This window comes from Thiocapsa sp., assembly GCF_022340925.1.
In the GTDB taxonomy this organism is placed as follows: domain Bacteria; phylum Pseudomonadota; class Gammaproteobacteria; order Chromatiales; family Chromatiaceae; genus Thiocapsa.
In genome coordinates, this window is sequence record NZ_JAJDNA010000023.1 from 19,090 (window position 1) to 37,387 (window position 18,298).

At 66.1% G+C, this 18,298-nt stretch carries 22 protein-coding genes and 1 tRNA gene; 13 read left to right on the forward strand and 10 right to left on the reverse strand.

Translation table 11 applies throughout. The features are described 5' to 3' along the window. Positions 1 to 194 precede the first annotated feature (194 nt). The 4 genes from LJE61_RS03385 (at position 195) to LJE61_RS03400 (ending at position 3,201) form a co-directional block, all read left to right on the forward strand. Positions 195 to 995: a M48 family metallopeptidase gene (locus tag LJE61_RS03385; protein WP_296917419.1), complete on the forward strand. Its 801-nt coding sequence runs from the start codon at positions 195 to 197 to the stop codon at positions 993 to 995. 52 nt (positions 996 to 1,047) lie between these two features. Beyond that, positions 1,048 to 2,484, forward strand: a complete 1,437-nt coding sequence (locus tag LJE61_RS03390; protein WP_296917421.1) for a c-type cytochrome — start codon at positions 1,048 to 1,050, stop codon at positions 2,482 to 2,484. Between the two features lie 26 nt (positions 2,485 to 2,510). Then, positions 2,511 to 3,005, forward strand: a complete 495-nt coding sequence (locus LJE61_RS03395) for a hypothetical protein (protein ID WP_296912720.1) — start codon at positions 2,511 to 2,513, stop codon at positions 3,003 to 3,005. Positions 3,006 to 3,124: 119 nt separating this feature from the next. Continuing rightward, a tRNA-Met gene (locus LJE61_RS03400) sits at positions 3,125 to 3,201 on the forward strand. Positions 3,202 to 3,504: 303 nt separating this feature from the next. Here LJE61_RS03400 and LJE61_RS15295 read toward each other — a convergent pair. Beyond that, a complete protein-coding gene (locus LJE61_RS15295; RefSeq protein WP_367114901.1) occupies positions 3,505 to 3,597 on the reverse strand; it encodes a type II toxin-antitoxin system YoeB family toxin in 93 nt (30 codons plus the stop codon). A gap of 83 nt (positions 3,598 to 3,680) precedes the next feature. Next, the gene (locus LJE61_RS03405; protein WP_296917423.1) at positions 3,681 to 4,628 is read right to left on the reverse strand and encodes a DUF3179 domain-containing protein; all 948 of its coding nucleotides are present in this window, start codon (positions 4,626 to 4,628) and stop codon (positions 3,681 to 3,683) included. 226 nt (positions 4,629 to 4,854) lie between these two features. Between LJE61_RS03405 and LJE61_RS03410 the strand changes: the two genes are divergently transcribed. Beyond that, entirely contained in the window at positions 4,855 to 5,016 is a 162-nt protein-coding gene (locus tag LJE61_RS03410) for an NrsF family protein (RefSeq protein ID WP_296917425.1), read from the forward strand. Between the two features lie 176 nt (positions 5,017 to 5,192). Here LJE61_RS03410 and LJE61_RS03415 read toward each other — a convergent pair whose 3' ends face one another. Continuing rightward, positions 5,193 to 5,438 carry a ParD-like family protein gene (locus LJE61_RS03415; RefSeq protein WP_296912711.1) on the reverse strand — a complete coding sequence of 82 codons (246 nt, stop codon included), beginning with the start codon at positions 5,436 to 5,438 and terminating at the stop codon, positions 5,193 to 5,195. 369 nt (positions 5,439 to 5,807) lie between these two features. On the opposite strand from LJE61_RS03415, the gene LJE61_RS03420 reads away from it, so the two are divergent. Next, the gene (locus tag LJE61_RS03420) at positions 5,808 to 8,123 is read left to right on the forward strand and encodes a heavy metal translocating P-type ATPase (protein WP_296912708.1); all 2,316 of its coding nucleotides are present in this window, start codon (positions 5,808 to 5,810) and stop codon (positions 8,121 to 8,123) included. A 92-nt stretch (positions 8,124 to 8,215) separates the two neighbouring features. Here LJE61_RS03420 and LJE61_RS03425 read toward each other — a convergent pair whose 3' ends face one another. The 3 genes from LJE61_RS03425 to nifU form a co-directional block, all read right to left on the reverse strand. Next, a complete protein-coding gene (locus LJE61_RS03425; protein ID WP_367114902.1) occupies positions 8,216 to 8,425 on the reverse strand; it encodes a type II toxin-antitoxin system prevent-host-death family antitoxin in 210 nt (69 codons plus the stop codon). Positions 8,426 to 8,601: 176 nt separating this feature from the next. Continuing rightward, entirely contained in the window at positions 8,602 to 9,828 is a 1,227-nt protein-coding gene (gene nifS / locus LJE61_RS03430) for a cysteine desulfurase NifS (protein ID WP_296913770.1), read from the reverse strand. 78 nt (positions 9,829 to 9,906) lie between these two features. Beyond that, entirely contained in the window at positions 9,907 to 10,791 is an 885-nt protein-coding gene (gene nifU, locus LJE61_RS03435; RefSeq protein ID WP_296913773.1) for a Fe-S cluster assembly protein NifU, read from the reverse strand. Positions 10,792 to 11,040: 249 nt separating this feature from the next. Here nifU and LJE61_RS03440 point away from each other — a divergent pair, with 249 nt between their 5' ends. The 7 genes from LJE61_RS03440 to LJE61_RS03465 all read left to right on the forward strand — a co-directional run bounded on the left by LJE61_RS03440 (position 11,041) and on the right by LJE61_RS03465 (position 15,339). After that, complete coding sequence (locus LJE61_RS03440) at positions 11,041 to 11,304, forward strand: nitrogen fixation protein NifZ (RefSeq protein WP_296917427.1); 264 nt, start codon at positions 11,041 to 11,043, stop codon at positions 11,302 to 11,304. A gap of 310 nt (positions 11,305 to 11,614) precedes the next feature. After that, a complete protein-coding gene (locus LJE61_RS03445; RefSeq protein WP_296913778.1) occupies positions 11,615 to 12,364 on the forward strand; it encodes an MBL fold metallo-hydrolase in 750 nt (249 codons plus the stop codon). Further along, positions 12,295 to 12,834: a phosphoenolpyruvate-utilizing N-terminal domain-containing protein gene (locus LJE61_RS15300; RefSeq protein WP_367114900.1), complete on the forward strand. Its 540-nt coding sequence runs from the start codon at positions 12,295 to 12,297 to the stop codon at positions 12,832 to 12,834. The genes LJE61_RS03445 and LJE61_RS15300 overlap by 70 nt, the downstream gene beginning before the upstream one ends. After that, positions 12,831 to 13,013, forward strand: a complete 183-nt coding sequence (locus LJE61_RS03450) for a hypothetical protein (protein ID WP_296917429.1) — start codon at positions 12,831 to 12,833, stop codon at positions 13,011 to 13,013. Before LJE61_RS15300 ends, LJE61_RS03450 begins: the two co-directional genes overlap by 4 nt. Before the next feature lie 398 nt (positions 13,014 to 13,411). Next, positions 13,412 to 13,684: a DUF1840 family protein gene (locus LJE61_RS03455; protein WP_296913787.1), complete on the forward strand. Its 273-nt coding sequence runs from the start codon at positions 13,412 to 13,414 to the stop codon at positions 13,682 to 13,684. 73 nt (positions 13,685 to 13,757) lie between these two features. Beyond that, positions 13,758 to 14,483 carry a proteasome-type protease gene (locus LJE61_RS03460; RefSeq protein WP_296913790.1) on the forward strand — a complete coding sequence of 242 codons (726 nt, stop codon included), beginning with the start codon at positions 13,758 to 13,760 and terminating at the stop codon, positions 14,481 to 14,483. A gap of 292 nt (positions 14,484 to 14,775) precedes the next feature. Beyond that, on the forward strand, positions 14,776 to 15,339 hold the full coding sequence (locus tag LJE61_RS03465) for a transglutaminase-like domain-containing protein (protein ID WP_296917431.1): 564 nt from the start codon (positions 14,776 to 14,778) through the stop codon (positions 15,337 to 15,339). 143 nt (positions 15,340 to 15,482) lie between these two features. On the opposite strand, the gene modC is transcribed toward LJE61_RS03465, so the two are convergent. The 4 genes from modC to LJE61_RS03485 form a co-directional block, all read right to left on the reverse strand. After that, a complete protein-coding gene (gene modC / locus LJE61_RS03470) occupies positions 15,483 to 16,619 on the reverse strand; it encodes a molybdenum ABC transporter ATP-binding protein (protein ID WP_296913797.1) in 1,137 nt (378 codons plus the stop codon). After that, positions 16,616 to 17,287, reverse strand: a complete 672-nt coding sequence (gene modB, locus LJE61_RS03475) for a molybdate ABC transporter permease subunit (RefSeq protein ID WP_296913799.1) — start codon at positions 17,285 to 17,287, stop codon at positions 16,616 to 16,618. Before modB ends, modC begins: the two co-directional genes overlap by 4 nt. Before the next feature lie 13 nt (positions 17,288 to 17,300). After that, a complete protein-coding gene (gene modA / locus LJE61_RS03480; RefSeq protein ID WP_296913801.1) occupies positions 17,301 to 18,050 on the reverse strand; it encodes a molybdate ABC transporter substrate-binding protein in 750 nt (249 codons plus the stop codon). 125 nt (positions 18,051 to 18,175) lie between these two features. Then, positions 18,176 to 18,298 (reverse strand): TOBE domain-containing protein (locus LJE61_RS03485; protein ID WP_296917435.1); only part of this gene is annotated, 123 nt, incomplete at its 5' end.

Consider the following 18,298-nt stretch of genomic DNA (forward strand, 5'->3'; position numbering starts at 1 on the left):
CCGGGTGTTGACCCAGAAAGACAGGAGCTCCTCGGCACCTGTCGCCAACCCCGTCGGTCCGGCGGCTGGTCTCAGGGACGACGCATCCCCATTTTCGCTCTGGAAGGCCGGAGGAGAGGCCCCGTGGGCAAACGACCCCTGTGTCACACCGACGGGCCCGAGCGACCGATCCATGCTCAGTCTGCGAGACCCCAATGATCCGTGTTTTTCGTTCTCAACACAGATGTTTTCTGGTTCTCTGTCTCCTCGCGCTCGCGGGTTGCGCGACGGCACCCGAGACAGGACGGCGTCAGGTTTTGCTGATCGATACGGCGCAGGAGGCCCAGACGGGCCTGCAAGCATTCCAGAAGATCAAGCGGGACACGCCGATCGCGCGCGACCGCAGGGCGGCGGCGCAGCTTCAATCCGTCGGCCGGCGCATCGCGGGTGTCGTGAGCATCCCTCACGCCGAGTGGGAATTTGTGCTGTTCGAGTCGGATGAGCCCAACGCCTTTGCGCTTCCCGGCGGGAAGATCGGCGTCAACACCGGCATCCTGCCGATTACCAAGAACGAGGCCGGTCTGGCGACGGTCATCGCCCATGAGATCGCCCACGTGACCGCGCGCCACGGCGCCGAACGCATGTCCCAGGGACTCCTGGTGCAGATTGGTGGAACCGCTCTGTCCGCGGCGCTCGGAGGCCAGTCGCCGGTCACCCGCGACGTCGCCATGCAGGCCTATGGTCTCGGCACGAAGGTCGGTGTCATGCTCCCTTACTCGCGAGTCCAGGAGTACGAGGCGGATCGGATCGGGTTGCTCTACATGGCTCGAGCCGGGTTCGACCCCAACGAGGCCATTGCGTTCTGGCAACGCTTCCAAGCCTACAATCACGGGCGCGGTGGGCGATCGCCCGAATTCCTGAGCACGCACCCACTGGACGCCGGCCGCATCGCCGAGCTGCAGCGGTATCTGCCCCGGGCCATGGCCGAGTACGAGCGCACGCGGGCGCGGCGCTGACGGCACAGGCCGGTGCGTGGATGGCTCCCCGGATCGAGAGCACCGGATCGACATGCGCCCGAGACTCCGTCTCCCGTTGAACCCGACTCCATGGGTGCTGGTGGCGCTCCTGCTCCTCGGCTGCGACCAAGGGGTGCCCGAGAAGGGCGGGATCCACAAGGCCGAGGCGGGGCGCGTCCCGCCGTCGCCGCAGCGTCCCGGTGATCCCCAGAAGGGCTACGATGCCCTTTTGAACCGCTCCATCGTGACCTGCGGCCTTCCTTACCCCGTCTATGCCAGGAGTCGCGGCGAGGGGGCGGACCCTGGACCCCAGTTTCCGGGGCGCACCGGGCGCAACGCCGAGCTGCCCTACATGCTGACCGCGCAGGTCGCCCCGTCCGGCGTCGAGATCGTGACGTCCAACTGTCTGGCCTGCCACGCGGCGACCTTCGGCGGCGAGCTCGTGATGGGTCTGGGCAATGCGTTTCTGGACCTCACGCTGGACCCGCTGATCGGGATCGAAGCGGCGGGCGCGCTCGTCCGGAAGGGCCCCGAGGCGGCGGAATGGCGCCGCTGGGCCGATCGGGTCACCGCGATCGCGGACTACATGATCACCGACACCATCGGCGTGAGCTCGGCGAACAATCTGACCCGGGCCCTGATGGCGCACCGCGATCCCGAGACACTCGCCTGGTCCGACACGCCCCTGATTGAGCCACCGCCCCAGACCCCCCTCCCGGTGAGCGTGCCGCCCTGGTGGAACATGCGCAAAAAGCATGCGATGTTCTACAACGCGGAGGGCCGGGGGGATCATGTCGGCCACATGATGCTGGCCTCGACCACCTGCTCCGATTCGGTCGAGGAAGTGCGCGAGATCGACGCCTGGTTCGTGGACGTGCGCGCTTACCTCGCGGGCCTGGAGCCACCGAAGTACCCTTTTGCCGTCGACCAGGCGCTCGCGGATCAGGGCTACTCGGTCTTCGAGACTTACTGCAAGAAATGTCATGGACGCTACGGTGAGGACTGGCGTTACCCCAACCGGGTTGTGGCATTGGGAAAGGTCGGAAGCGATCCCGAGCTGGCCCGCAAAGGTTTCAGCGACGCCGATCGGTTCATCGACTGGTTCCAGCGCTCCGTCTACGGCGAGCTGAGCCAGATCGCACCGGCGCTGGGATATATCGCGCCGCCGCTGGACGGCGTCTGGGCTACCGCGCCCTATCTGCATAACGGATCGGTGCCGACCATCGCGGCTCTGCTCGACAGCGGCTCGCGTCCGACCTACTGGCGATTCGATCGCGAAGGCGATGACCGGCCGGCCTACGATGAGGCAAGATTGGGCTGGGCCTATCGGGAGCTGGACGAGGGCAAGGCCGGCGCCATGAGCTGGGACGAGCGCAACCGCATCTACGACACCAGTCTCACCGGCTATGGCAATCAGGGACATACCTACGGCGACGAGCTGTCTGAGTCCGAGCGCCTGGCCCTGATCGAGCATCTCAAGACCCTGTGAAGCGGCCTTATCAGAGGAGATCAAACATGATGCGACAGATCGCGCTGGGCACCACCCTCGTTGCGGGCCTGCTGGCCGGGACGCTGCCGGTCGCCGCCGGAGATGAGGGACACGACCTCGGCCTTGTGACCTGGATGGGGCGGATGCAGTACTACGTGCACAAGCTTGGCTTGTCGCTCGACGCCGGTAACAGGGCGCTTGTCGGCTATTACGTCCACGAGGTCGAGGAGGTCATCGAGGAGATCGAGAAGATCGAAGACGATGACGGCGTGGCCGTGGGAAGCCTGGTGAAGAAGATCCTCGTCCCGGCGTTCGAGGCCCTCGAAGGCGCCTTCGACTCCGGCGATCGGGGACGGCTCGATGCCGGATACGACCGGCTAATCGGTGCCTGCAACCAGTGTCACGAGAGCGCCAACCGCTTCTACCTCGTGATCGAGCGGCGGCACGACAACCCCTATATGCAGCGCTTTGAGCCCCGCGTCTTCGGCGTCGAAACGCCGAACCAGCCGAGCTCGGAGTGATGCGAGGCAGGCCCATCGACTCGGACCACGTTGCGCTGGGCGTTGGGGGGTAGAATCTGACGAGCCGCCACATGGGACTTGCAACGTTGAGCGTATGCCTATATTCTTGGCAGCTCAGTTGCGGGGTGGAGCAGTCAGGCAGCTCGTCGGGCTCATAACCCGAAGGTCGTAGGTTCAAATCCTGCCCCCGCTACCAAAAAACCCAAGGGCCCGCGGATCGTCCCCGGCGCCCTTTTTCTTTGCCCGCAGGAATGGAGCCATGTTTGGCTGAGGTGGCGCAGATGTGCCCCTGGACAATCAACCCCGGCGTGGGCTTCGGGGGACCGGCTAGGACCTCCCCATTTTTCACCAGGGCTCGGGCGGCCCGCGAGCCATTTCAGCCGGCCATGCTTGCGGTCTGGACGTGGTAGAACTTGAGCGGCAGCGGACTCTGGGCTGCCTGGGTCCGGGTGTCCTGGCCAACCGCCGGACCCTGTCGCCGTGAACCTGGGGCACCTGTTCAGCAGCGGTAACGGCAGGAAACGACGGTCAGAGCGACCTCATCCGCCGCATAGACCAGTCGATTGGCCTCGTGGATCCGGCGCGACCGGATGCGACACCCGCCGCGAGATCGAGCGGGCGACTGACGCCTCCCCGGTGTTTCGAGTCATTGCCGCCAACAGCCATACCAGATCGTCAAGGTTTCGCGGAAAAGACCTCAGTATCCGGATGGAACGCGTACCAGGCGAACCAGAAGCCGACGATCCCCGGGAGTTGATTGCCGTCGGCCTCGAAGGCTCGGGCGGTCTTGTTCGCCAAGTCGAAGTGAATCCTCAGCGCGCGCCCTGCGAACGAGTCATTGAATTCCTCGGCGCCCATTCGCGAAAGCTCGGCGAAGGGATAGGCCTTGAAGCGACCCCCGATGTCCAGCCCCAGCACCCGCTCCTTGGGGTGGTAGCGGCGCGACTTGGCGGCGACCGGAAAGTAGAGTCCGCGCTCGGCGGCGTAGCCGGCGTAGGGGTCACGACCATAGTCCCGGTCATGACCCGTGTCGTCGGAGAGCACCAGCGTGTCCGGGTGCTCCTCTTGCCAGGCCCGCCAGGTGGTCTGGGTCAGGGGGACGACCTCGAGCTTCTCGCCACGCATCGGGCCGCTGATCGCCTGCCGTTTGATCTGACTCCAGAGGGACTCGGTCTGGCGGTCGTAGAGCAGCACGTCACTGTTGTAGAGCAGCCCCGAGACGCCGAAGCTCAGCTCGCGTCCTCGCGCCTTCGCCGCGAAGGCGACTCCGGTGCCGCAGAGCGGGCAGTAGGTCACCGCGACCCGCTCGCCGCCGAGGCGGTCATTGACGATCTCGTGCCAGTTCATGATCGCGATCGGATAGGCCTTGGCGTCGCCCGCCCTCGCCAGGCCGAGCACCCGGTCTTCCGGCTCGATGAAATCGGCGCGCTTGGCCGGGATGAGCTGCGGCCGGTCGATGGCCGGGATGCCGTCCCGGGAAGGCCCGCCCGGATGGATCTGTTCGGCGGGCACGAGGCTGCCTGTCAGATCGAAGCCGTTGTGCTGCCCCTCGTAGGCGGCGACTAGGGTTGTCGTCAGGAGCAAAGCGGGCAGTCGGAGGTTTCGCATCTTGAATGCTGTCATGGCCCGGTCTCCCTGTTTGTCGTCCCGTTCGTTGGGGGGTGATGCCTGAACGGGGCCCGCTCCCGGCGTTGGCAGCCGAGAAAGCCGACGACTCCCAGCCCTTGATCGACGGGATCAGGGCCAGCGTTGCAGAGGCCCGCGTGCGACTTCGGCTTCCTGGGTCAGGACTGGTCATGGCGCGGGTTGGGCGCTTGAGCTCGCCGCCGCGGACGACTTCGAGGCCGTGGTGCAGCCCCTGTGGGCCCGTGCCCAGGGTGGTGACGAAGCCGCCTACACCGGGAGTCGCTCGCTCGCATCGCCGGCCTTCGTCGCCGTGTGGTACAGCCTCGGCATCGCCTTGGCCGGCGGACTCGGTGCCGCCCTGGGGCCCGGCCTCCTGCGCTGGTAGGCATCGCGGCTCGGCGACAGCGAGTCGGCCTTGCTGGGGCGCCGTCGCCAACCCGCTTCCGCCGCCGAATCCCCAGGGTTTCGGGCGCCTGTCTCCGATCCCTTGGTCGGCCGCGATAGTGGCATGCAGCCTTTTGCAGTCCCGGGCGAAGCGGCGGGTCTGGACGACCCCGTAGGTCATTGGCGTTGGCCGCGCGGCTCGAATGGCGTCGCTTGCTCACGGGGCTCGGCGAGGGACGCCGACGCCTCCGCGACGAAGGTGACCGGCAGATCCGGGTTGTCGAGCGCTGCCCGCCCCACCTTGGCCCAGTACTCGATCTGGCCCGGTATGGTGCGATGTTGCGAGGCGGCATCGGACCTTGCCTGCTCGTAGAGGTCGCGCGGGATGTGCACTGAAATGGTGTCGCTGCTCGGGTTCCCCATTGGATGTCACCGTTACCACATTTTTGGTAGACGAGGATAGTCCATGCGGCTGCCGTCCTGAACGGGCAGGACGACATCGGTCTCAGCACGTCGACAGGCAAGGAAGGCTCGACCGCCGGTCTGCGGCCTCCGGCACAGATGAACCCCTTTTCCCTGGGCCACTTGGCACCCTGGATGCCACGCTGCGATCGGACGGGCGAGAGTGAACCATGCCCCGCTTTCGCTTGCCCAAAAGGTCAAGCAGCCGCTTCAGGTGCTTCCGTTCCTGCATTCGGCGCGCGCTGGTCGCCCCTTCAGCCGCACCTGCGGGAAAGGGTCACTGACGCATTGCCGCCGTGGGCGAAGGGCATTCGGAGGTCAAGACACCCAATGAATCGCGGGCACATCGATCCGGTCTGCGGGATGAGCGTGACGCCGGAGACGGCCTCGGGGACCCACGAGCACCGGGGCGAGCGCTATGTCTTCTGCTCCGAGGGCTGCCTGGCACGTTTCGCTGCGGATCCGGAGAGATATCTGACGACGCAGGAGGCGGCGCCCTCGCCGGCGGACGTCGAGTACACCTGTCCGATGCATCCCCAGGTCCAACAAACGGGTCCGGGGTCCTGTCCGATGTGCGGCATGGCCCTGGAGCCGAAGGTGACCGGTCTCGAGGAGGGGCCCGATCCGGAGCTCGTCGACATGCGGCGCCGGTTCCGCATCTCGGCGGTCCTCACCCTGCCGGTCTTCCTGCTGGCGATGGGCGAGATGCTCCCGTGGTTTGACCGGGTCGTGCCGACGGGCCTCTCGGTCTGGGTGCAATGCCTGCTGGCCACGCCGGTCGTCGTCTGGGGCGGTTGGCCCTTCTTCCGGCGGGCCTGGGCCTCGGTCACGCACCTCAGCCCGAACATGTTCACGCTGATCGCGATCGGCACGGGCGCCTCGCTGATCTACAGCCTCGCGGCCCTGCTGTTTCCGCAGCTGTTTCCCGAGACCCTGCGCGACCCCCACTCCGGTCTGATCCCCGTCTATTTCGAGGCGGCGGCCGTGATCACCACGCTCGTCCTGCTCGGGCAGGTTTTGGAGCTGCGCGCACGCGCCCAGACTGCGGGCGCCATCAGGGAGCTGCTCCGCCTCGCCCCCGAGACCGCGACCCTGGTCGGGCCCGACGGCACCGAGGAGGTGATCGACATCGGGCGCGTGGAGGCGGGCGCGGTTCTGCGCGTCAAGGCGAACGAGCGGGTGCCGACCGACGGCGAGATCATCGAGGGCCGCACGGCGGTCGATGAGTCCATGGTAACCGGTGAATCCATTCCGGTGGAGAAGACCAAGGGCAGCAAGGTGATCGGTGGAACGCTCAACGGCCGCCGCCCTTTCCTCATGCGGGCCGAGACGGTCGGCAGTGAGACCATGCTGGCCAAGATCGTCAAGATGGTCGGCGAGGCCCAGCGCAGCCGTGCGCCGATCCAGCGTCTGGCGGACGTGGTCTCCGCCTACTTCGTGCCGGTGGTCATCCTGATCGCGATCCTCGCCTTCATCGTCTGGATGCTGGTCGGGAATCTGAGCTACGCCATCGTCGCCGCTGTCTCCGTCCTGATCATCGCCTGCCCCTGCGCCCTCGGCCTCGCCACGCCCATGTCGATCATGGTCGGGACCGGGCGCGGGGCAGGGAGCGGCGTGCTGGTCAAGCAGGCGGAGGCCCTAGAGGTTCTGGAGCGGATCGACGCCATCGTCGTCGACAAGACCGGCACCCTGACCGAGGGGCGACCCGGCGTGCAGCGGGTCGTGGCCTTCGACGGGAGCGACGAGCGTGAAGTTCTGCGCATCGCCGCGAGTCTCGAGCGGTCGAGCGAGCACCCGCTGGCGGGCGCCGTCCTGGAGGAGGCCCAGGCGCGCGGTGTGACGACCGCGGCGGTCGAGGCCCCCGAGTCGCTCACCGGTGTCGGCCTGGTCGGGACCCTAGACGGCCGCAGGGTCGCGGTCGGGAGCGAGCGCATCCTCGCGGAGCCGGCAGCGCGGGGCGATGGCTCTGCTCCGTCGCCCGGACCGGGATCGCCCGAGGCAGAGACGCTGGCGCAGGAGATGCGGACGCAGGGTCAGACCCTGATGTTTGTCACCCTGGAGGGCCGGCTCGCCGGTCTCATCGGTGTCGCCGACGCGATCAAGCCGTCCGCCAGACAGGCCGTCGACGCCCTGCACCGCCGCGGTATCGAGGTCATCATGATGACCGGAGACAATCGCACCACCGCGGAAGTGGTCGCCCGCGCCTTGGGTATCGATCAGGTCTTTGCCGAGGTCACGCCCGAGGACAAGGCCGGCCGTGTGAAGTCGCTCCAGCAGACCGGGCGCAGGGTGGCGATGGCGGGAGACGGCGTCAACGACGCGCCGGCCCTGGCCCAGGCCGACGTCGGGATCGCCTTCGCCACCGGCACGGATGTGGCCATCGAGTCCGCCGACATCACCCTGCTCAAACCCGATCTGACGGGCCTCCTCAAGGCCCACAACCTGAGCCGGGCGACCCTGCGCAACATCCGCCAGAATCTCCTCTTCGCCCTCGGTTACAACGCCCTGGGGGTCCCGGTGGCGGCCGGCGTGCTCTATCCGGTCCTGGGTGTGCTGCTGTCGCCGATGATCGCGAGCGCCGCCATGACACTGAGCTCGGTGTCGGTGATTACAAATGCCCTGAGGCTGCGACGGGTGCCCTTGTGAGATATGCCAAGGGGAGCGCGCGCCTTGGGGCTCAGTTGGCGGGCATCGGTCACGATCCACAGGAAGGCGTGCGTATCCAGCAGAACCCTTACCTAAAGTGTTTTATGAATAATCGTCCGGAAGCTCATTGAAGTCGGCCCCATCGTAACGAGCCCCCGAGCTTCTCCGAGACGACGGCGTTTCGCAGGCGGCGCAATGGGGACCAGTCGCACGACCGGCTTGTTGGCGCGCGCGATGCCGACGTCCTGTCCTGCCTCTGCCAGGGCGATCAGGCGCGAAAGTTGAGTCTTCGCATCGTGGATGTTGACCTACTCGCTCACGAAACCGCCCTTATCCAGCCGGAAGGTTGGTTCCAGCGTAGCAGTCTCTAAGCTGGCGTTTTGCCCGTTGCATGATGAGTCGGAATGCGCCGGGGACTGAAGGGCGCCCGATGGCGGCGTGCGCCGCGGCGAGTGCGGCGCCCGGACCCAGACGGCCGTCACGCATAGGCCGGTGCGAAGGCGCTGCCCGGCTCGGCGACTGGCCCGGTCTCGGACCAATAGGGCGAGAGCCTGCGGAGCTGGGCGACGATCGGCGGCACGGCCGCGATGACCCGCTCGATCTCATCCATGCGGTTGTAGCGGGAGAGTGAGAAGCGTGTGGTGCCGTGTGCGGCGGTCAGAGGGATGCCCATGGCCCGCATCACGTGCGAGGGCTCGAGCGAGCCGGAGGTGCAGGCGGAGCCGCTCGATGCCGCGATCCCGAGCTTGTTGAGCATCAGCAGGATGGCCTCACCCTCGATGTACTCGAAGGCAATGTTGCTGGTGTTGGGGAGACGGTTGGCGGGGTCGCCGGTCACGAAGCAGTGGGGGACGGCGGCGAGGATGCCCTGCTCGAGCCGGTCGCGCATGGTGCGCACCGCGGTCTTCTCGTGCTCCATGTGCTCGAGCGCCATCTCGCAGGCCTTGCCGAGCCCGACGATGGCGGCGCTGTTCTCGGTGCCGGCGCGCCGCCCGCGCTCCTGATGACCGCCGCGCAGCAGCGGGCGGAAGCGTGTGTTGCGTCGCAGATAGAGCACGCCGATGCCCTTGGGCGCGTGCAGCTTGTGCCCGGACAGGGAGAGCATGTCGATCGCCGTCTCCTTGAGATCGATGGGTACCTTCCCGACGGCCTGAACCGCGTCGGTGTGGAAGAGCACGCCCGTGGATCGCGCCAGCTCGGCCATCTCTTGGACTGGGAAGAGGGTGCCGGACTCGTTGTTCGCCCACATTACCGAGACGATGGCCACCCGGTCGGAGAGGAGGTCCATGTAGGTCTCGATGTCCAGTCGGCCCTTGCCGTCGACCTCGAGGTAATGGACCTTGTAGCCCTCCGTCTCCAGGTGCTCACAGAGCGACAGCACCGCGGGGTGCTCGACAACCGTGGTGATGATCTCGTTGCGCCCCGGCTGGGCCCGGATGGCGGAGAGGATGGCGGTGGAGTCGGACTCGGTCCCGCACGAGGTGAAGACGATCTCCGAGTCCTGCTCGGCCCCGATCAGTGCCTGCACCTGGCGACGGGCCTGCTTGATCGCCAGGCCGACCCGGTTGCCGTAGGCGTGGATGGACGAGGGGTTGCCGAACTGCTCGGTGAAAAAGGGCAGCATGGCCTCGACCACCTCGGGCGCCACCATGGTGGTGGCGTTGTTGTCGAGATAGATGCCTTGTGTCGCTGGTGGTGCGGTCATGGGCGGTGTCCTGGTGGGGTGTGAGCAAGATGGAGCGGTGACCCGGCAGCCTTGGCGACCGGACGGCAGTGCCCCCGCTCAGCCGCGCCCGGCCATCGCCTGGGCCGGCAGCACGCGCACGAATTCACCCAGATCCTCGACGATGCGCTGCTGGATCCCGTCGAGTGTCGTGGAGGCCATCTGGCAGCCGGCACAGGCGCCGGTCATGTTCACGAAGACGTTCCGGCCGTCGACGTCGATCAGCTCGACGTCGCCGTGGTCGCGCTGGAGGTTGGGGCGGATCGCCTCGATCGACCGCTCGATGCGGCGAATGCGCTCCAGGTTGCCGAGCTTGCGCGGAGCAGGCGAGGACGCTGCCTCGGGTGCCTTGGCGTAGGGGTCGAACGCCTTCCCCTGCTCGGCGAGGACGCGTGCGAGGATGGCCTCGACGCCCTCGTGACAGGCCGAGCAGCCGCCGCCCGCCTTGGTGTAATGGGTCACCTCTTCCACGGTCGAGAGCCCGTTGGCGCGGATCGTGTCCTCGATCAGAACGGCGTCCACGGCGAAACACTTGCACACCAGCGCGCCTTCCTCATGGTCGTCTTTCCATTCCTCGCCGCGGTAGTTCGCGATCGCGGCCTGCAGGGCCTCGCGGCCCATCACCGAGCAGTGCATCTTCTCCGGGGGCAGCCCGTCGAGATAGTCGGCGATGTCTTGATTACTGACCTCGAGTGCCTCGTTGAGCGCCATGCCCTTGATGATCTCGGTCAGGGCCGAGCTGGAGGCGATCGCCGAGCCGCAGCCGAAGGTCTGGAAACCGGCGTCGAGGATGACCTCGCTCTCCGGGTCGACCCTGAGGGTGAGGCGCAAGGCATCGCCGCAGGACAGCGATCCCACGTCGCCGACCGCGTTGGCCTCCGGCACGGCCCCGGCGTTGCGCGGATTAAAGAAGTGCTCCTGGACCTTTTCCGAGTAATCCCACATGGCGTGTCTCCGGGCGTCGTGGCGATGAGCGAGGCGGTCAGATCGCGGTCTCAAGGCGTGGCTTGAGTCTTGCGTCATTAGTTGCGGAGCGGTTCAGCAAACCATGTGCCACGACGATCTCCGCGTCGATCACATTGATTTCGTTGCATCTCGTAGCGCTGTGCCGGCCGCCGATGTCGGCTCTCGGACGACGGGACCTGCCCGTCCGGTCGGGAATCCCACAACGCATCTCAACAACAGGGATATTCGATGGATCTCAATCAACTCGTCCCCGGCGACCTCGTCTATGCCGCCGCGGACATCCACAACGACGGCGGCCTCCCCGGCCTCCACGAGGCGGCGCTGATCGCGGCGGCGGGGACACGCGGTGTCATCCTCAATATTGGCCATCTCGAGGAGGATCTCGGCCGGGAGGTCTATCTTGTGCGGTTTGAGGGGGAAGGCTCAGAGCTCGGACCTCCCACGGGCTGCTGGCCGGAGGAGCTCCGGGCGGAGCGGTATGACCCGCCTTAGCTCCTATCCCTCATCATGATCAGTCGGAACCAGACACCAGGAGCCGATTCATCCTCAGTCCGACAGGCTCGTAGGTGCTCGAGAGGCTCCCCGGGGTCCGCCAAGCGCGCGGCAGCCCGGCTCGTTGGGTCGAAGTCCGACCTCGGCGGCCGCCCGCCCCGGATCGACCGCGCCAGGCGTGAGAAGCCCGCGCACCCCGGGGCGCGACCGCAAGCCTGTCGTCTGACATGCTGCAAACTTCCGCAATGATCCTGGTCTGAAGGATCAGAACGGGGCGAAACCCTGGGCATCCATCCAGACGGAGAGCGAGATGTTGTTCAAACAGCTGTTCGAGCCGGTATCCAGCACCTACACCTACCTGATCGGCTGCGAGGAGACCGGTCAGGGGGTGCTGATCGACCCGGTGCTGCCGACCTGGCAGCGCGATCTCGAGGCGGTCGCCATGCTCGGGCTGAAGCTGGTCTACACGCTCGACACCCACATCCATGCCGATCACATCACCGGGGCGCGCACGCTGAAGCGCGAGGCCGGGAGCCGAATCGCGCACCCCGCGATCGACAATCTCGACTGCACCGATCTGCCGATCGAGGAAGGGACGCCGTTGATGGTCGGGGAGGTCCGTATCGATCCGCTGTTTACGCCCGGACACACGGACGGCCACCATGCCTATCGCCTCGGTGACCGGGTCCTGACCGGCGACGCGCTTCTGATCGACGCCTGTGGTCGAACCGACTTTCAAAGCGGGGATGCCTCCGCCTTGTATCGGAGCGTGACCGGGAAGCTGTTCTCTCTGCCCGACGAGACCCTCGTCTATCCGGGCCATGACTATGAGGGGCGATGGGTGTCGAGCATTGCGCAGGAGCAGACCCGCAACCCACGCCTGGGCGGCAACCGCTCGCTCGAGTCGTTCGTGGAGCTGATGAACGGGCTGGATCTGGCGTACCCGAAGTTCATCGACTATGCGCTGCCGGGCAACCGGGCCTGCGGCGCATGCCCCCCCGGGGTGCCGGAGGACCTGCAGCAGTACTGCGAGCAGATTGGCGAGAGCAGGCAGGGTTAAGCGACGACTCCTTCGGTGTGGCTGTACCCCCCGGACCTGTCCGACGCGAGCTGTGGCCTTCGATCGGCGGGAATAACCGCAGGCCGCCTTCTCCAGGGCGAACAGGCAGAGCCAGCCCGTTTTTTCTCAGTCTCGGGTCGCAGCTGGCGAAGGCCGTGCACGACGCGGAGACCATCGACGCGGTGAGCGCGCTGCTCCGAGGTGAGCGCTGCAGGGATCCCTTCGTACAAGGTCTCTCGGCAGCGAGAGGACTGGCCATCGGTCGCGTGGTTCTCGTCAGCGCGCAAACCAAGCTCGAGTCGATACCGGATCGAGAAGCCCGAGACGTCGCCGCCGAGGTGCTTGCTTTCGAAGCGGCAATCGCCGCGGCCCGCCAGGAGCTGCGACCCGGCGGGGAGGGTTTGGCCGACATCCTGATCCGGCGGGTGCATTGCTGTTCATGGGCATGGGGGTCGACACCCTCAGCATGAGCCCAACGCTGCTGTCCCAAGTCAAGCTCGCCATACGCTGCTTTACCCGAGGACGAGCGCGTCCGCTCGCGGACACGGCGCTCGGCATGAGCGATGGATTCTACATCGACCGACTGATGAACGGCGCACTCGAAGAGATCGAGGGCTGTCCGGAAACCGCAGGCGTCCAGTTGGACTGAGACGAGTCCTGGACGAGCCCCACGGCGACCCCTGACAGGCCATGATCGAGCCAACATCGCCTGGTTGCCGCCTCTCGCTCTTCGGCGCAATGAGCCATGCTTTCCCGTCTTCCAAACGGAGTCATAGTAGCGCTCGGCGATTCCGTTCAAAGCCGAGCATACCTGCCTTGTCGCTTGCGGTAAGGCTCGTTACAGTCCCAGTTGTTTCCGAATCGTCATGACGTCAACAGCGTGGTCGCGGGGCTGTTTTGTGGGCAACCAGGGTCGAGCATTCGCCACGACGGATAAGACGCAGGAACACGTCGACACCTTCTGGGTGCTGTTATCCTCGCGATACCCATTGGGTTGTCGGCACGCTGGCTAAGTGTGTCGCGGGAATCATCGGGTCGGAGGCGGCAGTGCGACTGCTTAAGCTGATGGGGCACAGCGGTACCGTGCCCGGCGCTCTCCTTGCAGCAGATCTCCAGGCGGCGCTGGAGCGTCTTGAGGCGGTGGTCGAGGCAGACAAACAATCGCCGGAGCCAGAAGCGTCTGCGCAAAGAGAGAATGGCGGACCTGCCGTAAGTCTCTCGCACCGCGACTTGCCTATGATCGAATCGCTCAAGGCTGCGGCGACGGCAATATGCGACGTGACGTGGGACGGCAGCAACAAATCCAACGCCCCCATGTGACGGTCATTCCAGTTTCCGGTGCCACCAGGAGTCACGTAGCTGTTTTGAAAGCGATGAACAGAGAGGTTCCGCCATGACCTACTGTATTGGCATCATGCTCGACGCCGGATTGGTCCTGGCGTCGGACTCGCGCACCCATGCCGGGGTCGACAATTTTGCCAGTTTCTGCAAGATGAGCGTGTTTGAACGCGCTGGTGACCGGGTCATCATGCTGTTGAGCTCGGGCAACCTGGCCGGAACCCAGGCCGTCATCGGCCTGCTGAAGCAGCGGAGCGCCAAGGCGGGGGTGCCCAATCTCTGGAGCGCGGAGTCCATGTTCGATACCGCGCTGCTGGTGTCGGACGCCATGCGGGACGTCGATCGGCGCGACGGCAAATACCTGGCAGCGAGTGATGTCGGCTTCAACGCCTCGTTCATACTTGGCGGCCAGATTGCGGGCGAGCCGCCGCGCCTGTTCCGGATCTATGCGGAGGGCAACTTCATCGAGGCCAGCGTGGAGACGCCTTATCTCCAGACCGGGGAAACCAAGTACGGAAAGCCGATCATCGATCGGGTGATTACCCGCTCGACCTCGCTCAATGATGCCGCAAAATGTGTCCTCGTCTCATTCGAGTCAACGATGCGCAGTAATTTGTCTGTCGGCATGCCGATCGATCTGATCTGCTATGAACGTGACAGCCTCGAAGTCCGGATGCGCCGCCGCTTCGACGAGGGGGATGCGTATTTCAGCACGCTCGGTAAGCAATGGACGGACGGCACGCGGCAGGTGTTCGGGGCTCTGCCCCAGCTGGACTGGTAAGCCCACTGAGGACGCCGTTGGCGACCACGGCGGTGAATGCACGCGCAGCAGACCCCGGACGCTGGGCAAGGCGATCGTCGCATTGCGGCGCAGGGCGTGTGCGAGCCGCGCTGCGGCGGATCCCACGCAGCCGACCCAACGCCAACAACCCAGACTGCCAGCGCCTGCCCAAAGGAGAACGGGCGGCTCAGGAGTCCATAGCTTTGGCAACTGGTGCAGTCGTATCGTCGCTCCCAAAAGGCAGGTCAGGCTGTCAACCGATGCGCTCGTAAGGGATACGGGCCTGCCGGATGTGGTTGTTCCGTACGCGAGGCAGACGCCCGTTGAAGAGCTGCCGGACGAGACCCTGATCTTCCTGCTGGGAAGCCGCTATTGCGAGACCGATCGCCTGTCCGAGACAGCCTGGCAACTGTTCGGCCAGACCCCGACCGGATGGGCGCGCGTCCAGGCGATCTGCGACTACGTCCACCGGCATATTGTTTTTGGCTATGAGCCTGCGCGCCCCACCAAGACCGCCTGCGAGGCCTTCCACGAGCGGACCGGCGTTTGCCGGGACTATGCACACCTCGCCATCGCATTCTGCCGCTGTATGAATATCCCAGCACGTTATTGCACCGGTTACCTCGGCGACATCGGCATGCCGCCTCCCTGCGGCCCGATGGATTTTGCCTGTTGGTTCGAGTCCTATCTTCACGGCCATTGGTACACATTCGACGCCCGCAACAATATCCCGCGCATCGGACGCGTGTTGATCGCCCGTGGCCGCGACGCCGCCGACGTCGCCATCAGCAACACCTTCGGGCCCAACACCCTGAAGAGTTTCAAGGTTCGGACCGACGAGGTGAGCGAGGGGTGAATATCGAAAGGCCGCGGAGGCTCGCGCTAAGCCTCAAGTCGTCTCATCTGAGAGCCGGCGTCGGAGGCCTTGCGCCGCCGCCTGCGCGTCTCGCTGCGCGGCCAATCGGCGGAATCCTTGCCGGTCGCGGACCCAGCCGCGGCTCACTCCATCAGGGCGACCGCTTTGACCTGGGCGAAGACCTCCTGTCCGGGGTGCAGCCGGAGGCGGTCGCGCGAGAGACGGGTGATCCGGGCGAGCAGGGCGGTTTGGGGACGGTCGCCGTCCGCTCCGCCGGTGCCGAGCTTGACCAAGACCTGCGGGCCTTCGGCCTCCTGAATCTCGAGGATGCGTGCCGGCAGGATGTTGACGATGCTCGAGGTCCCGGGCTCGTCCAGCGCGATGCTGACGTCGCGTGCGTGGATGCAGACCCGGACCCTGGCGCCGACCGAACGGGACAGGCCCGTGACCGCCAGCCGGGCGCCGGGGATCTCGATGCGGCTGAGCTGATAGACCGGGTCATGGGCGCGGACGATCCCGTCGATGAAGCAGCTCGCCTCGCTCTCCCGGCTGAGCGGCAGGTCGAGGCGGGAGAGGATCTGGTTTGCGGGGCCGACTGCCCGAACCCGTCCCCCCTCGAGCAGGACGATGTGGTCCGCCAGGCGTGCGACCTCCTCCGGCGAGTGGCTGACGTAGAGGATGGGGATCGCCAGCTCGTCGTGCAGGCGCTCCAGGAAAGGCAGGATCTCGCCCTTGCGTTTGAGGTCGAGCGCCGCGAGCGGCTCGTCCATGAGGAGGAGCCTCGGACTGGTGGCGAGCGCCCGGGCGATGGCGACCCGCTGGCGCTCGCCGCCCGAGAGGCGCTCCGGCATGCGCTCGAGCAGGTGACCGATGCCGAGCAGATCCACGGCCTGCTCCAACGAGACCTTGTGCGCCGAGTCGACGCGTCTGCGCCCATAGTCCAGGTTCCGGCGCACCGAAAGGTGCGGGAAGAGGCTCGCCTCCTGGAAGACATACCCCAGGGGGCGCCGGTGCGTCGGCATGAACAGGCCGCGTGCGCTGTCCTGCCAGATCTCGCCCTTGAAGCTGAGAAGGCCCTGACTGCGACGCTCCAGACCGGCGATGCAGCGGAGCAGGCTGGTCTTGCCCGAGCCGGAGTGGCCGAACAGTGCCGTCACCCCCCGTCCGGGGAGCGCCAGGTCCACACCCAGGACGAAGCCGGGCCATTTCACCCTGAATCGGGCCTGGATGGACTGATCCGCGGCGGGCAATGCGGCTTCGCGCTCCAGGACGGCGCTCATCTCCAGACCCTGGTGTTCCGCGAATACAGGGTGAGCAACACCAGGAAGCTGAAGATCAACATGGCGGCCGCGAGGACATGCGCCTCTGCATACTCGAGGGCCTCCACATGATCGTAGATCGCCACTGAGACCACCCGGGTCTGCTCCGGGATATTTCCGCCAATCATCAGCACCACCCCGAACTCCCCGACGGTGTGTGCGAAGCCGAGGATCGCCGCGGTGACGAAGCCCGGTCTGGCGAGCGGCACCACCACCGTGAAGAAGCTGTCCCAGGGGCTGGCTCGCAGGGTCGCTGCGACCTCCAGCGGCCGCTCGCCGATCGCCTCGAAGGCGTTCTGCAGCGGCTGAACGACGAAGGGCATGGAGTAGAGCACCGAGCCGACGACCAACCCGGCGAATGTGAAAGGCAGGAGGCCGATGCCGAGCCATTGGGTGAGCTGTCCCACCGGGCCGTTCGGCCCCATGGTGACCAGGAGGTAGAAGCCGAGCACCGACGGCGGCAAGACCAGCGGAAGCGCCACGACCGCTCCCACGATGCCCTTCCATCGCGAGCGGGTGCGGGCCAGCCACCAGGCGATGGGCGTGCCGACGACCAGGAGGACCAAGGTCGTGATGGTCGCGAGCTCGAGGGTCAAACGGGCCGCGGCGAAATCGACCTGTGCAGGCATGAGTCGCTCCCGATCAGAGTCCGTAGCCGAAGGAACGGATCACGGCCGCGGCCTGCTCGCTGCGAAGATAGTCCACGAGCGCCCGCGCGGCCGGGTTCGCGCCGCCACGCGTCAGGATGACCGCGTCCTGTCGGATCTCCTGGTAGAGGTCCGACGGGATCTGCCAGGACGACCCGGCGGTGAGCTCCCCGTCCCGCATCACCTGCGACAGGGCCACGAAGCCGACCTCGGCATTCCCCGTGGCGACGAACTGATGGGCCTGCGTGATGTTCTCGCCGGTGACGAGCTTAGGCTCGATCACCTCCAGGAGGTCGAGTCGTGTCAAGGTCTCGATCGCCGCGGCCCCGTAAGGGGCGGTCTTGGGGTTGGCAATGGCGACATGACGGATGTCGTGTGCCTTCAGCACGGTGCCCTGACCGTCCACCAGGCCCTCATCCGAGGACCACAGGACGAGCTTGCCGATGGCATAGGTGAAACGACTGCCTTTTACGGCGTCGCCCTCTTCCTCCAGGCGCGCGGGGGTGCGTCCGTCGGCGGCCAGAAAGACCTCGAACGGCGCGCCGTTCTTGATCTGTGCGTAGAGCTTCCCGGTGGCACCGAAGGACAGGAGGGCGCGGTGACCGGTTGCCTGCTCGAAGCCGGCTGCGATCTGCTCCATGGGTGCGTTGAAGTTCGCGGCAACCGCGACCTGAACCTCTTCGGCCAGGGTCGTTTGGCTTGTGAGCAAGGCAACGATGAGGAGGGACGATGTGAACGGTTTCATGGGTCGGCGATCCTGAGTGAGATCAAAGAAGAGGTTGAAGTCAGCCGAGCTCGCGCAGGCGGATCGCGTTATAGCTGCCTGGATATAACGCGGCTCGAGCGAGAAGCGTCTGTCGTGCCGGCACTTCAGTCACGCACGGCCAGGATCACGTGCGGGGCCTTGATCAGGGCACAGGCCCGTCCGCCCTCGATGAGGCCAAGCCCGCGGACGCTGTCCATCGTGATGATGGCCGTGAGCCTGGCGCCGCC

Bases quoted from the DNA above. Each gene is read 5' to 3' on its own strand.
- LJE61_RS03385 (WP_296917419.1), top strand. From the start codon at position 195: ATGATCCGTGTTTTTCGTTCTCAACACAGATGTTTTCTGGTTCTCTGT.
- LJE61_RS03390 (WP_296917421.1), top strand. From the start codon at position 1,048: ATGCGCCCGAGACTCCGTCTCCCGTTGAACCCGACTCCATGGGTGCTG.
- LJE61_RS03395 (WP_296912720.1), top strand. From the start codon at position 2,511: ATGATGCGACAGATCGCGCTGGGCACCACCCTCGTTGCGGGCCTGCTG.
- LJE61_RS03405 (WP_296917423.1), bottom strand. From the start codon at position 4,628: ATGACAGCATTCAAGATGCGAAACCTCCGACTGCCCGCTTTGCTCCTG.
- LJE61_RS03415 (WP_296912711.1), bottom strand. From the start codon at position 5,438: ATGGGGAACCCGAGCAGCGACACCATTTCAGTGCACATCCCGCGCGAC.
- LJE61_RS03420 (WP_296912708.1), top strand. From the start codon at position 5,808: ATGAATCGCGGGCACATCGATCCGGTCTGCGGGATGAGCGTGACGCCG.
- nifS (WP_296913770.1), bottom strand. From the start codon at position 9,828: ATGACCGCACCACCAGCGACACAAGGCATCTATCTCGACAACAACGCC.
- nifU (WP_296913773.1), bottom strand. From the start codon at position 10,791: ATGTGGGATTACTCGGAAAAGGTCCAGGAGCACTTCTTTAATCCGCGC.
- LJE61_RS03440 (WP_296917427.1), top strand. From the start codon at position 11,041: ATGGATCTCAATCAACTCGTCCCCGGCGACCTCGTCTATGCCGCCGCG.
- LJE61_RS03445 (WP_296913778.1), top strand. From the start codon at position 11,615: ATGTTGTTCAAACAGCTGTTCGAGCCGGTATCCAGCACCTACACCTAC.
- LJE61_RS15300 (WP_367114900.1), top strand. From the start codon at position 12,295: ATGCCCCCCCGGGGTGCCGGAGGACCTGCAGCAGTACTGCGAGCAGAT.
- LJE61_RS03450 (WP_296917429.1), top strand. From the start codon at position 12,831: ATGAGCCCAACGCTGCTGTCCCAAGTCAAGCTCGCCATACGCTGCTTT.
- LJE61_RS03460 (WP_296913790.1), top strand. From the start codon at position 13,758: ATGACCTACTGTATTGGCATCATGCTCGACGCCGGATTGGTCCTGGCG.
- modC (WP_296913797.1), bottom strand. From the start codon at position 16,619: ATGAGCGCCGTCCTGGAGCGCGAAGCCGCATTGCCCGCCGCGGATCAG.
- modB (WP_296913799.1), bottom strand. From the start codon at position 17,287: ATGCCTGCACAGGTCGATTTCGCCGCGGCCCGTTTGACCCTCGAGCTC.
- modA (WP_296913801.1), bottom strand. From the start codon at position 18,050: ATGAAACCGTTCACATCGTCCCTCCTCATCGTTGCCTTGCTCACAAGC.